At 75.9% G+C, this 12,269-nt stretch carries 12 protein-coding genes; 5 read left to right on the forward strand and 7 right to left on the reverse strand.

Annotated elements, in window-relative coordinates; translation table 11 throughout:
• Positions 1-75 precede the first annotated feature (75 nt).
• Positions 76-579 carry a hypothetical protein gene (locus ACFUEL_RS00720; protein ID WP_380233687.1) on the reverse strand — a complete coding sequence of 168 codons (504 nt, stop codon included), beginning with the start codon at positions 577-579 and terminating at the stop codon, positions 76-78.
• Positions 580-955: 376 nt separating this feature from the next.
• Here ACFUEL_RS00720 and ACFUEL_RS00725 point away from each other — a divergent pair, with 376 nt between their 5' ends.
• Together ACFUEL_RS00725 and ACFUEL_RS00730 are read left to right on the forward strand one after the other, a co-directional pair.
• The gene (locus ACFUEL_RS00725) at positions 956-1,897 is read left to right on the forward strand and encodes a hypothetical protein (protein ID WP_380233688.1); all 942 of its coding nucleotides are present in this window, start codon (positions 956-958) and stop codon (positions 1,895-1,897) included.
• Between the two features lie 45 nt (positions 1,898-1,942).
• Entirely contained in the window at positions 1,943-2,146 is a 204-nt protein-coding gene (locus ACFUEL_RS00730) for a hypothetical protein (RefSeq protein WP_380233689.1), read from the forward strand.
• A 65-nt stretch (positions 2,147-2,211) separates the two neighbouring features.
• On the opposite strand, the gene ACFUEL_RS00735 is transcribed toward ACFUEL_RS00730, so the two are convergent.
• Positions 2,212-2,508 (reverse strand): response regulator transcription factor, encoded by a 297-nt coding sequence (locus ACFUEL_RS00735; protein WP_380233690.1) that lies wholly within the window; start codon positions 2,506-2,508, stop codon positions 2,212-2,214.
• Between the two features lie 350 nt (positions 2,509-2,858).
• On the opposite strand from ACFUEL_RS00735, the gene ACFUEL_RS00740 reads away from it, so the two are divergent.
• Complete coding sequence (locus ACFUEL_RS00740; RefSeq protein WP_380233692.1) at positions 2,859-4,946, forward strand: HelD family protein; 2,088 nt, start codon at positions 2,859-2,861, stop codon at positions 4,944-4,946.
• Positions 4,947-5,198: 252 nt separating this feature from the next.
• On the opposite strand, the gene ACFUEL_RS00745 is transcribed toward ACFUEL_RS00740, so the two are convergent.
• The 5 genes from ACFUEL_RS00745 to ACFUEL_RS00765 form a co-directional block, all read right to left on the reverse strand.
• Complete coding sequence (locus ACFUEL_RS00745; RefSeq protein WP_380233693.1) at positions 5,199-5,885, reverse strand: copper homeostasis protein CutC; 687 nt, start codon at positions 5,883-5,885, stop codon at positions 5,199-5,201.
• A gap of 110 nt (positions 5,886-5,995) precedes the next feature.
• Positions 5,996-6,976 (reverse strand): hypothetical protein, encoded by a 981-nt coding sequence (locus ACFUEL_RS00750; protein ID WP_380233694.1) that lies wholly within the window; start codon positions 6,974-6,976, stop codon positions 5,996-5,998.
• The gene (locus tag ACFUEL_RS00755; protein ID WP_380233695.1) at positions 6,973-7,317 is read right to left on the reverse strand and encodes a PadR family transcriptional regulator; all 345 of its coding nucleotides are present in this window, start codon (positions 7,315-7,317) and stop codon (positions 6,973-6,975) included. The genes ACFUEL_RS00750 and ACFUEL_RS00755 overlap by 4 nt, the downstream gene beginning before the upstream one ends.
• A gap of 124 nt (positions 7,318-7,441) precedes the next feature.
• Complete coding sequence (locus tag ACFUEL_RS00760; protein WP_380233696.1) at positions 7,442-10,141, reverse strand: FtsX-like permease family protein; 2,700 nt, start codon at positions 10,139-10,141, stop codon at positions 7,442-7,444.
• On the reverse strand, positions 10,138-10,869 hold the full coding sequence (locus ACFUEL_RS00765; RefSeq protein ID WP_380233697.1) for an ABC transporter ATP-binding protein: 732 nt from the start codon (positions 10,867-10,869) through the stop codon (positions 10,138-10,140). Before ACFUEL_RS00765 ends, ACFUEL_RS00760 begins: the two co-directional genes overlap by 4 nt.
• Before the next feature lie 140 nt (positions 10,870-11,009).
• Between ACFUEL_RS00765 and ACFUEL_RS00770 the strand changes: the two genes are divergently transcribed.
• Both ACFUEL_RS00770 and ACFUEL_RS00775 read left to right on the forward strand, forming a co-directional pair.
• Positions 11,010-11,648, forward strand: a complete 639-nt coding sequence (locus ACFUEL_RS00770; protein WP_380233698.1) for a hypothetical protein — start codon at positions 11,010-11,012, stop codon at positions 11,646-11,648.
• A 78-nt stretch (positions 11,649-11,726) separates the two neighbouring features.
• Positions 11,727-12,266 carry a DUF5336 domain-containing protein gene (locus tag ACFUEL_RS00775; protein WP_380233699.1) on the forward strand — a complete coding sequence of 180 codons (540 nt, stop codon included), beginning with the start codon at positions 11,727-11,729 and terminating at the stop codon, positions 12,264-12,266.
• Positions 12,267-12,269: the final 3 nt, after the last annotated feature.

Genomic DNA, 12,269 nt, shown 5'->3' on the forward strand with positions numbered 1-12,269 from the left:
ACCGCCAGGTGCCGCCCGCCGGGCGGTCCCGTCCCCGCGCCCCGGGAGACGCACCCGTCCCCCGCCCGGCGGCCGTCAGTAGGCCGGCCCGCCGTCCCCGCCCGGCGGGGCGACGCAGGCGCGGTAGGCGGCCAGCGCGGTCGGGTCCTCCTGGAGCTTGCGGGCCAGCGCGTCGTCGAGGTCGACCTGCCGCCCGGACGGATCCGGGTCCGGGTACTCGGGCACCCCGTGCTCGCGCATGCAGCGCGCCTCGTCCTTCGCCGCCTCCGGGTCGACCTTCCGCGGGGTCGGGCTCGGCCGGACGGAGGCGCACTTCTCCTCGGCCCGGATCCCGACCTCCACCGGTGTCCGGTCCTTGTCGAGGACCGTGTCCGTGTCGGGGTTGGTCGTCATGACGGCGCCCTCGGCAACCATGCAGGCGATGTACGCCTTGCTCTCGGGCCGGACGGAGGCCGCGGCTGCGGAGGTCGTCTCCTGGTCGTCCGGCGTTCCACGGGTACAGCCCGCCAGCAGCAGGGACGCCCCCAGGAGCGCCCCGACCGCCACGGTCGCGGCCCGCCGTGTCCGTTGTGCCCGCATGGCTCCCGCCCCTCGCCCGGACCGACCGCATCGCCGTCAACTCGCGGTAATAGTAGGAGGGTTGACGGAAAGAGGTAACTGTCCGAACGGACAGTGGCCGACCCGTTCGGGCACGTGCTGAACTCCCTGGGCCGGAGCCGCACCGTCGCGCCGGGTCTGAGCGTCGCCGCGCCGAGCACCGGCGCGCTCGCCACGGCCGGCACCGCGTCCGCCGGGTTCGGCCTGCACTACCACCGAACCAGGGCGTCTGCGACTGGGTTCCCGAGTGCACGAAGAGCAGCGCCTCCAGCGACTTCAAGAACCGGATCCCCTCCGCGTCCTTCGTCCGATCCGCCGGACGGAACCGACGCACCCGCCCCGCCCGTGGAGGCCCCCGATGAACCGTCCCCGCCCCGTCGCGGCCGGCCTGCTGCTCGTGGCCGTCCTGCTCACCGCCGGCTGCGACGGCGACGCCAAGTCCTCCGACAGCGGCGAGCCCTCCATCGGCACTCCCGCCCAGCTGCTCGACAGCAACCAGGTCGCCTTCCCGCTCCAGGCGTACGAGGCGAGCCCGCAGCAGGTGGCCGTCCTCGAACAGGCCCAGGACGTGCTGATCGGCCAGTGCATGAAGCGCTTCGGCTTCGACTTCCGGCCGATGCCCGCCTCCCCGCCGGACGAGGTGGGCCGCAACGCCTTCCGCTACGGCGTCTCGGACCCGGCCCTGGTCGAGAAGTACGGCTACGGCCGCCCGCACGGGACGACCCGGCCCGACGCCGGGCGGCCGAGCATGGGGCCGAACGAGCAACTGGTGCTCAGCGGCGGCGACTCGCTCACCCCGCAGGACCTCCCGAACAACCAGGAGGGGGCGGAGAAGCGCGGCGGCGGCACCGAGGTCAACGGCCGGCGGGTCCCGATCGGCGGCTGCGGCACCGAGTCCGCGCTGAAGCTGTACTCCCCGACCGCCGCCACCGTGGACATCCAGTTCGCGCAGAACCTGGAGCAGCAGGCCAACAGCGACTCCCGCAGGGACTCCCGGGTGGTCAAGGTGGTCGCCGACTGGTCCGCCTGCATGGCCGGCAGGGGCTACCGCACCGGCAACCCGCTCACCGCGATCAAGGACATCGGTCTCGGCGGCGACCGGATCTCCTCCCCCGAGGCCGTCACCGCCGCCCGCGCCGACCTCGACTGCAAGCGCAGCACCAACCTGGTCGGCATCTGGTCCGCCGTCGAGACCGCCTACCAGAAGCGCCTGGCCGAGAAGAACGCCCAGACCCTCGAACTGGCCCGCACCCAGCAGGACGAGCGGATGCGGCTGGCCGATTCGCTGCTGCACCCCTGAGCAACCGGCTGCCCGCCGACTCCCTTATCGAATAGGCGAGTCGGTGTGCTGCTGGTACTGGCCGAAGGGGCGGTCACCGTCCCGCCGCCACCATGTCGGACTCCTCGGTCCGGGGTGTCCGCCCCGCGCCGGACCGGTCCGGTGTTCGCCCCGGCCGACTCGGACGGGGACTTCTCCGACGACACCCACTCCGGTTCCACGTCATCGGCCGCCTTCGCCGACCAGGTCTCGTCGGCCTACCGGGGCTGACCCCGGCGGGGCACGCGTGAGCCGCTCCCTGCCCGTAAGCGCCGGGCAGGGAGCGGCCACCGACATCATCGCACCCGCGCGCCCAGCGCCCCCGGCCGGGAGAAGGACCACTCGTAGGCGATCACCGCTATCTCCACCCTGGTCCGCAGGGAAAGCTTCTTGGCGATCGACCCGAGGTGGAATTTCACGGTGCTTTCCGAGATTCCCAGGTTCCGGGCGATCATCCGGTTGGACAGGCCGTCCGGCAGCAGGGCGAGGACCTCCGCCTCCCGTTCGCTCAGACCACCCACCCGGTCGAGCGCCGCCCGGACCCAGTACGGCACTTCGGCCTCGGCCTCGGCCGCTCTCGCAACTCTTTCCATTGCGCCACCCCCGCCACCCCCGTGGTCCCGGAATTCTCGGAGCGCCCGCCGGAAGGCCGCCGGGAACTCCCGGCGATCCTACCTATGGTCCAGACCATTCATCCGGGAAAGCCGAAATCCCGTACGGGTAAAGGAACATCGGGGTGGAACTCCGCACCGGACGCACCGGCGCCCCCGGGGCGGCGATCCGTGCACGGCTATACTGTCCGGTCTGCCCCTCCCGAACCGTGGTGCCAGCACCTCCGGCAGCCGTGGGAGTGCCGGCCGTTCGGCAACCGGCCGGTGTCCTTTCACCGTGAGCCCAGACGAGTCCGCCGCCCCCTTGTGCCGGGCGGCCGGGAAGGTCAGCCGTGCACTCCCCCACCCCTACCAACACCGCCGCGCCCACCGCCGACAGCGGCGCCGACACCGGTCCGCTCGGCCGCGAGCGCGCCCACCTGGCCGCCTCCAGGGCCGCGCTGACCGCGATGCGCGAGGACGTCGAGGCGCTCGACCTGCGCGACGTGGCGGGCACCTGGGTGTCCGCCCAGGTGCTGCAGAAGCAGATCGACGAGCGGATCAAGGCCCTCGCCGACCTCTCCCACACCCCGCTGTTCTTCGGCCGCCTCGACTACCTGCACGCGATCAGCGAGGCCGCGTCCGAGGGCAGCGGCGGCGAGCGCTTCTACATCGGCCGCCGCCACGTGCACGACGCCGGCGGCGACCCGATGGTGATCGACTGGCGCGCCCCGGTCTCCCAGCCGTTCTACCGGGCCAGCCGCACCGAGCCGATGGACGTCGCCAAGCGCCGCCGCTTCGGCTACACCGGCGGCGAGTTGACCGCCTACGAGGACGAGAACCTCTCCGACCCGGACGAGGCCGACACCGGCTCCGCGCTGCTCGCCGCCGAGATCGAGAAGCCCCGCGTCGGCCCGATGCGCGACATCGTCGCCACCATCCAGCCCGAGCAGGACGAGATCGTCCGCGCCGACGTCACCGGCACCATCTGCGTCCAGGGCGCCCCCGGCACCGGCAAGACCGCCGTCGGCCTGCACCGCGTCGCCTACCTGCTGTACGCGCACCGCGAGCGCCTCGCCCGCACCGGCACCCTGGTGGTCGGCCCGAACCGCTCCTTCCTCCAGTACATCGAGCAGGTCCTGCCCGCCCTGGGCGAGTTGGACGTCGCCCAGGCCACCGTGCAGGAGCTCGTCGGCCACGTCGAAGTCCGCGGCACCGACAGCGCCGGCACCGCCCGGATCAAGGGCGACGCCCGGATGGCCCGCGTCCTGCGCAACGCCGTCCGGGCCGGGATCACCCTGCCCACCGAACCCTGCACGGTCGTCCGCGGCTCCCGCCGCTGGCGGGTGCCCGCGTACGAACTCGAGGAGATCGTACGGGAGTTGATGAACCGCGAGATCCGCTACGGGGCCGCCCTGGAGGCCCTCCCGCAGCGGATCGCGCACGCCGTCCTGGTCAAGATGGAGCAGGGCGGCGAAGCCCCCGACGACCGGGTGCAGGACGCCGTCGCCCGCAACGCCGCGGTCAAGGCCACCGTCAAGGCGTGCTGGCCCGCCGTCGACCCGGTCAAGCTGGTGCACCGGCTGCTCGGCGACCCGGAGTTCCTCGCCACCGCCGCGGACGGGATCCTGGACGCCGGTGAACAGGCCGCCCTGCTCTGGGCCAAGCCCCCGCGCAGTGCCCGCACCGCGCCCTGGTCCGCCGCGGACGCCGTCCTGATCGACGAGGCCGCCGACCTGGTCCACCGCACCCCCTCGCTCGGCCACGTGGTCGTCGACGAGGCCCAGGACCTCTCCCCCATGCAGTACCGGGCCGTCGGCCGCCGCTGCACCACCGGCTCCGCGACCGTCCTCGGCGACCTCGCCCAGGGCACCACCCCGTGGGCCACCGGCAGCTGGCAGGAGGCCCTGCACCACCTCGGCAAGGACGGCGCCCACGTCGAGGAGCTCACCCAGGGCTTCCGCGTCCCCGGCGAGGTCATCGCCTACGCCTCCCGCCTGCTGCCCGCCATCGCCCCCGGCCTGGCCCCCGCCACCTCCGTCCGCGACCTGCCCGGCTCACTCGTCCTGCGGCACGTCCCCGACGGGCTCGACACCGCCGTCCTGGACGCCTGCCGGGCCGCGCTGCGGCACGAGGGCTCGGTCGGCCTGATCGCGGCGGACGCCCGGATCCCGGCCCTGGCCGGGGCGCTCGGCGCCGCGGGGCTGCCCTTCCTCGACCCCGGCACCGAGACCACCGCCGAGGCCCGCCTCACCCTCGTCCCGGCCTCCCTCGCCAAGGGCCTCGAGTACGACCACGTGGTCCTCGACGAACCCGCCGCGATCGTCGCCGGCGAACCCGACCACCGCACCGGCCTGCGCCGCCTCTACGTCTCGCTGACCCGAGCGGTCTCCGGCCTGGCGGTCCTCCACACCCAGCCGCTGCCGGCCGAACTGGCCTAGGACCCGGGAAAGCGGAAGGCGCACCGACAGGGGCGCGGGGAAACTGCTGCGCGCCGGACGTTGCGAAACCGGGGGCGCGGGGAACTGCGCGGGCAACCGAGCACGCACAGCCGGATCGCGACGCAGGACAGTGTCTTGCTCCCCCAGCCCCAAGGGGGGCTGGGAGGTGCCCCCTTACCCGCGATCCCGCTGACGTGCGACTCCAGCTGCGCGCAGTTCCCCGCGCCCCTGGCGGTGCGCCCTCCGGATGGTTCAGGTGCCGATGAGCTCGCGCCACTCGGCGACCCTCGCCGGGTCGACCGCTCCGGCCCAGCCGCCCTCGCGGACCGCGCCGCCGATGTGGAAGGCGTCGAATCCGGCGGCGCGGAGCTCGGGGACGTGTTCGGTGCGCAGGCCGCCGCCGATCAGGATCCGCTGGCGGTAGCCGGGCTCGCCGGACTTGGCGAGTTCGCCGAGCAGGACCTCGCGGCCCGCGTCGACGCCGGCGGCCGCGCCGGAGGTGAGGAAGGTGTCGAGGCCGGGCAGGTCGGCGACGGCGGCGCGGACCTCGGAGCGGTCGGCGCTGTGGTCGATGGCCCGGTGGAAGGTCCAGTGGCAGCCGGAGACGGCCTCGGCGACGGCCCGGGTGGCGGGGAGGTCGACGGCGCCGTCGGGGGTGAGGAAGCCGAGGACGAACTCCTCGGCGCCCTCGGCCCGCAGCGCGGCGGTGCGGGCGAGCAGGTCGTCGAGGTCGCCGGGGGTGAAGCCGTCGCGGATGCGGAGCATGACCCGCAGCGGGATGCCGACGGCGGCGCGGATCGCGGCGAAGTCCTCGACGGACGGGGTGAGCCCGTCGGCTGCCATGTCGGTGACCAGTTCGAGGCGGTCGGCGCCGCCCGACTCGGCGGCCCGGGCGTCCTGGGGGGTCAGCGCGATGACTTCGAACATTGGTCTAGACATATCCGATAGCCTGCCACATCGGTCGGCCCCGGGCGAGCCCCCTCCGCCGTTCGGCCGCGCTTCCTCCTCCGTTCGCGTTCCGTTCGCCCGTCCGCGTCCCGTTCGTCCCGCTAGGCGGCCTTCGCCCGTCCCTCCTGACGGCCCGCCAGCACCCGCCCGGCCAGCAGCAGCGTCCCCGCGCCGACCGCCAGCGCGGGCGCCAGCCGCCACACCCCGCCGACCTGCTCCCAGAGGCTGAACAGGCTGAACCAGGCGGTCAGCGGCAGGACGGCCAGGCCGAGCGCCGCGGGCAGCAGCCGGTCGCGGGCGGCGCAGAGCATCAGCAGCAGCGGGGCGAGCAGGAGCAGCACCGGCATCCACCCGTCCATCAGGTGCCGGCTGTCGTAGCCGCCCTGGGCCCTGGTCACCAGCAGTCCGGCGGCCACGCCGATCGCGACCGGCAGGCGGGCGGGGCGCTCCAGCAGGTCGGCGGGCGCGGCGAGGATCAGGGCGCCCGCGACGAGGTGGGGCAGCAGGGCGGTGGCGTCCAGGAGCAGCAGCCAGACGTTGGCCTCGGTGAGCCAGGGGCCCCCGGGCTGGACGTTGGCGGTGGCCAGGCGGACCGCGAGCCGGACGGCGGCGAGCAGCACGACCACCCCGGCCAGCGTGCGCACCGCCCGCCAGGCGCCGAGCACCGCGGCGACGGCCAGCAGCGCCGGGACGACGGTCAGCCCGAGCAGGGCGAGGTTGTCGGGCAGCGCGGTCCACGGGGCGTCGAACCCGGCCCGTGCGGCGGCGCCCACCCGCCAGAAGCGCACGTCGCCGGGGAGCGCGACCAGCCCGACCAGGGTGCCGGCCAGCAGCGGCGCGGCGGCCGCGAGCAGCCGGCCGCCGAGCGCGGTGGAGGTGAGCCCGGTGCGCAGCCGCAGGCCGTACGCGGCGAGGTCGAGCACCTCGCGGACGGTGTCCAGGCGTCCGGCCCCGGCGGTGGAGTCGGCGAACACCTCGGCGAGTTCGGCGCCCCGGTCGCGGCGGTAGCGGGCGGGGTAGAGCGCGAGGACGGTGCGCAGGGCGGCACCCGTACGGGGCCTGCCGGGGGCCGCGGTACTCATGCCGTGACCCCCCGGGGCGCGGGGGCGCCGCCGAGGCGGCGCTGGGCCTCGGCGGCGACCGCGCGCAGGCGTTCGGCCTCGGCGGCGAGCAGGTCGCGCCCGCCGCCGGTGAGGGCGTAGGTGCGGCGGGCCCGGCCGTCGACGACCTCCTCGGCGGCGACCTCGATCAGGCCCTGCTGGAGCAGCCGGTCGAGCGCGCCGTACAGGGTGCCGGTGCGCATCTTCACCCGCCCCCCGGAGATCGCGTCGACCTCCTGGATCAGCGCGTACCCGTGCCGGGGGGCGTCCGCGAGGGCGGTGAGCAGCAGCAGGGTGGGTTCCTGCAGGGCGCGTTCGGTCATGCGACTACATATATCGCCGACCGTCCTATCCACGCCACCCCCGCACCCCGCAGCGCCGCCCCCACCCCCGCACACCGCACAACCGGCGCCGCACAGCCGCACGCCCCTCGCGGCCCGGTGCCCGCTACCCCCGCCACCCCGCCGGATCGTCCCGCCGCAGCGCGCCGAGCAGTCCGGCCAGCAGCGGCAGGCCCAGGGCGAGCAGGGCGATCGTCGCCCAGGGGGCGTCGGCGGGGCTGACGGCGGGGCCGCCGAGGACGCCGGAGGCCCGGGAGCGGAGCAGCGCGAAGGCGGGGACGAAGCCGCTGACGGTGCCGAGCAGGGCGCCGAGCAGGGCGATCAGTCCGGCCTGGAGCCCGGCGACGGTGCGCCGGGTGCGCGGTCGGGCGCCGATCGCGGAGAGCAGGGCGCGTTCGCGGCGGGCGTCGGCGGCGGCGAGCGCGGTGGAGACCACGGCGGCGCCGAGCACCACCAGCGCGGCGAAGCCGCCCAGCGCGACCCGGACCGTGCTGCCCTGCGGGCGGTAGCCGCGTTCGACGCCGAACTCGGCGTGCGGGGCGAGCCGGGCGACGGTCGCGGCGGCGCGCTGCTCGGCCCGTTCGCCGACCGGCGCGGCCGGCAGCCAGACCGCGCCGGCCGGGGCGACCCGCAGGCCGAGCCGCCGGACCGTCTCGGGGGCGACCACCAGCGGCGCGTAGCGCTGCCCGGCGGGGCGTTCGACCAGCAGCGCGTCGACCCGCAGTTCCCTGACCTCGCCGCCGTTGCCCTGCATCCGCAGCACGGCCTGTCCGTCGTGCAGGTAGGCGGGGTCGGTCACGACGGCCTTCCCGGCGAGCAGCGCGCGGTCGGCGCCCTGGTCGTGCAGGGCGAGCAGGTTGTGCAGCGCGGTGGGGTCGCCGACCACGGCGGGGACGGCGACGGCCTCGCCGTAGCGCTGCCCGCCCGCGGCGTACACGACGCCCGTGCAGCCTTCGCAGAACACGTACTCGGCCTGGTAGAGGTCGGCGCGCTCGCCGAGGTCGGGCAGGTCCTGCGGGAGGGCGGCGCTCAGTTGCGGCATGGTGTCGCCGTCGCCGTGCAGGGTGAGGCGGACGGCGCCGACGGGCTGGTCCAGCCGGTAGGCGGCCCGGTCCTGGACCTCGGCGCCGGCGGAGTGCACGCCGACCGCGACGGCGCCGGCCACGGCGGCGAGCACGGCGGCCACCGCGGGGGCGATGCGCGAGCGGTGCCGGGCGGCGTCGCGCAGCGCGAGGCGGGGGCCGACCGGCAGGCGGCGGGCGAGCCGGCCGAGCAGGGCCAGCAGCAGCGGGGTGAACAGCAGCAGGCCGAGTTCGGCGAGGACGGCGCCGCCGAGCACGGCCAGCGTGCGCGCGCTCAGCCCGGCCAGCACCGGCGGTCCGGCGACCGGCCCGGCGACCGCCCCGTACAGGGCGAGCGCGGCGCCGCCGAGGACGGCGGCCAGGCCGAGCAGCGGGGCACGGCGGGAGGGGCGGCGGTCCGGGTCGCGGTCGGTGAGTCCGGCCAGCACCTCGCGGCGGCCGGCCTGCAGCGCGGGCAGCAGGGCGGCCAGTACGGCGGTGGCGACGCCGACGGCGGCGATCGCGAGCAGTTCGGCGGGGCGCAGCGCGAGGCCGGCGAACCGGCTGCCGCCCCACTCCTCGATCCACGGGCGCAGGGCGGCCACCAGGCCGGTGCCGAGCAGGCTGCCGAGCGCGGCGCCGAGGGTGCCGAGCAGCAGGCCGCCGCCGAGCACCACGGCCCGGACGTGTCCGGGCCGGCCGCCGGCCGCGCCGAGCAGGGCGAGTTGGCGGCGGGAGCGGCGGGCGCCGACCGCGAAGGCCGGTCCGGCCAGCAGGGCGACCTCCAGCAGCGCCATCGCGGCGGTGGTGGCGGCGGTCATCAGGGCGCGTTCGCGTTCGCCCGCGGCGCCGACGGCCTCCTGCCGCTCCAGCGCCTCGGCGGGCGGGTGGGCGGCGACCTGGCGGCTGGCCAGGGTGTAGCCGTGCGCGTTGAGTTCGCGCACCCGGGGCCAGTCGAGGGCGGTCCCGGCGGGCAGGGTGACCAGCCAGGCGGCCTTGCGGGCGGCGGCCTGTTCGGCGGTCGGGGTCTGCGGGGCGAGTCCGGCGGCGGCCTGCGCCTCGTCCAGTTGCCGGTACAACTCGCCCGGCCGGGCGACGAGTTCGACGGCGTTCAGGTCGCCGGGGTGCTCGACGGTGCCGGTCAGGGTGAACGGGGTGGACTCCAGGCCGCGGACGGTGACGGTGTCGCCGGTCCGCAGGCCGGTGGCGGCCAGGAACGCCCGGGTGGCGGCGGCCTCGTGCGGGGCGGCGGGGGCCCGGCCGGAGACCAGGTCGATCCGGCCGCGCCAGAGCCCGCCGGTCAGGTCGGCCTCGAAGGTGTCGGCGGGGGCCAGCCCGTCGGCGGTGCGCACGGTGGCGACCGGGCCGGTGCGGGCCGGGGTCAGGGTGCTGCCGGGCGGCAGCAGCCCGCGGATCAGGGCGGTCGGTTCGGTGTCGGTGGCGCGCCGCTGCTCGGCGGTCGGTTCGGCGTCGGGGCGCTGCGGCAGGGTGCGGACGCCGTCGGCGGGGAAGACCGCCTGCTCGATCGTCCGGCCCGGGTCGTACGCGCCGACCAGGGCGTCGGCCCGGCCCATCAGCCGGTCGGCGCGCTGCTCGGCGGTGAGCTGTCCGCTGCGGTGCACCACGTCGACGCCGGTCGCGCCGAGCACCGGCAGCGCGATCATCGCGGCGACCAGGGCGCTGCGGCCCGCGGCCCGCCGGGCGTCGCGGCGGGCGATCCGCAGCACCGCCCGCAGGCCGCTCACCGGCGCACCGCCCCGGCGGTGCCCTGCCCGGCGGTGTTCTGCTCGGCGACGAGCCGGCCGTCGCGCAGGAAGACCACCCGGTCCGCCCAGGAGGCGTGGGCGGCGTCGTGGGTGACCATCACGACGGCCGCACCGGCGTCGCAGCGGGCCCGCAGCACCTCCAGCACGGCCTCGCCGGCGGTCGAGTCGAGCGCCCCGGTGGGCTCGTCGGCCAGCACCAGCCGGCGCTGCCCGGACAGCGCCCGGCCGATCGCGACGCGCTGCTGCTGGCCGCCGGACATGTCCTCCGGGAAGCGGTCGGCGAGTTCGCCGATGCCGAGTTCGCCGAGCACGGCCAGCGCCTCGGCGCGGGCGGTGCGGGCCGGTACGCCCTCCAACTCCCGTGGCAGGGCGATGTTCTCGGCGGCGGTCAGGGCCGGGAGCAGGTTGTACGACTGGAACACGTAGCCCACCGAGCGGCGGCGCACGTCGGCCAGCTCCGCCCGGTTCAGCCCGGCCAGCGGGGCGCCCTCCACCAGCACCCGGCCGGTGGAGGGCCGGTCCAGGCCGCCGGCCAGCGCGAGCAGGGTGGACTTGCCCGAGCCGGACGGGCCCATCACGGCCAGGAACTCCCCGGCCCGCACCTCCAGGTCGACCGGGTGCAGTGCGTGCACCTCGGCCGCGCCCCGGCCGTGCACCCGCCCGACCCCCTCCAGGCGCAGCACGGTCTGCGCGTCCGGTCCGGTCATGGCTCCCCCTCGGAACAGTGGAACTTCTTGCATACCGAGTATGTATAGCCGTCGGACGCCGACTACTCAAGTGTACGACATAAGTCGGCGAACTACCTATAGGATGGATCACACCCGCCGCCCGGTTCCCAGGGAGCAGAATGGGCGTCATGACCGCACCGCTGTCCGCTCGCTGGCACGACCTGCTCACCCGCTGCGGCGCCACCGCCGACCCCGAGCCCTACGCCCGCGACCTGCTCGCCCGCTGGGCCGAGCCGCAGCGCCGCTACCACACCACCGCCCACCTGGAAGCCGTCCTCGACCGCGTCGACGAACTCGCCGCCCACGCCGACGTCCCCGACGCCGTCCGGCTCGCCGCCTGGTTCCACGACGCCGTCTACCGCCCCGACCGCTCCGAGAACGAGGAGCGCAGCGCCGCCCTCGCCTGCCGCGCCCTGCGCGAGGCCGGCCTGCCCGAACCCCTGGTCCACGAGGTCGACCGCCTGGTCCGACTCACCACCACCCACCACCCCGCCCCCGGCGACCGCAACGGCGAAGTCCTCTGCGACGCCGACCTCGCCGTCCTCGGCGGCCCGCGCGAGGCGTACGACGCCTACGCCGCCGCGATCCGCGACGAGTACTCCTTCGTCCCGCCGGACGCCTTCCGCGCGGGCCGCGCCACCGTCCTGCGCCAACTCCTCGCCCTGCCCTCGCTCTACCGCACCCCCGAGGCCCACGCCCGCTACGACACCCGGGCCCGCGCGAACATGCACCGCGAACTGGCCGCCCTGGAAGGCTGACCACCCGCCCGACGGGCGATCACCCGCCCGCTGTGCTCGACTTGAATGCCGGGACACCAGCGATCGAGGAGGCCCGCCATGGCCTACCCTTCCCCCCACGCGGATACCGAACGGCAGGCGGGCGGGCCTCCGCGCTTCGACGCCGCCGGGGCGTGCCTGGTGGCGACGGCCGTGCTCGGCGCGGTGAGCCTGTTCCTCGGATTCACCAGCGTCATCGACGGCTGGTACGGCAACCAGTCCGTCTCCTACTACGACAGCCGCGGCGCCTACGCCTGGCTCCCCGCCCTGCTGTTCCTCGGCGGCCTGGCCGCCGTCCGGGCGCTGTTCCCGCACCACCGCAGCGACCGCAGCTGGCCGCTGCTGTTCACCGCGGCGGCCGTCGTCCCGTTCCTGCTCTCCCTGATCGCCTCCGACCACCCCAGCGGCCTGGCCACCGGCGAGATCCTCTACCTGGTGTTCGGGCTGCTCCAACTGCTGGCCGCCGCCGCGGCCGCGCTGCTCGGCATGGGCCGGATCACCTTCACCGCCCACCCCGGGCCCGCGGCACCCGCGGCACCCACGGCACCCGCGCCGCCCACAGCCCCCACGACACCCGAGAAGACCGACGGGGACGGCTGAACT

Source organism: Kitasatospora sp. NPDC057198 (genome assembly GCF_042670125.1).
Classification (GTDB): domain Bacteria; phylum Actinomycetota; class Actinomycetes; order Streptomycetales; family Streptomycetaceae; genus Kitasatospora.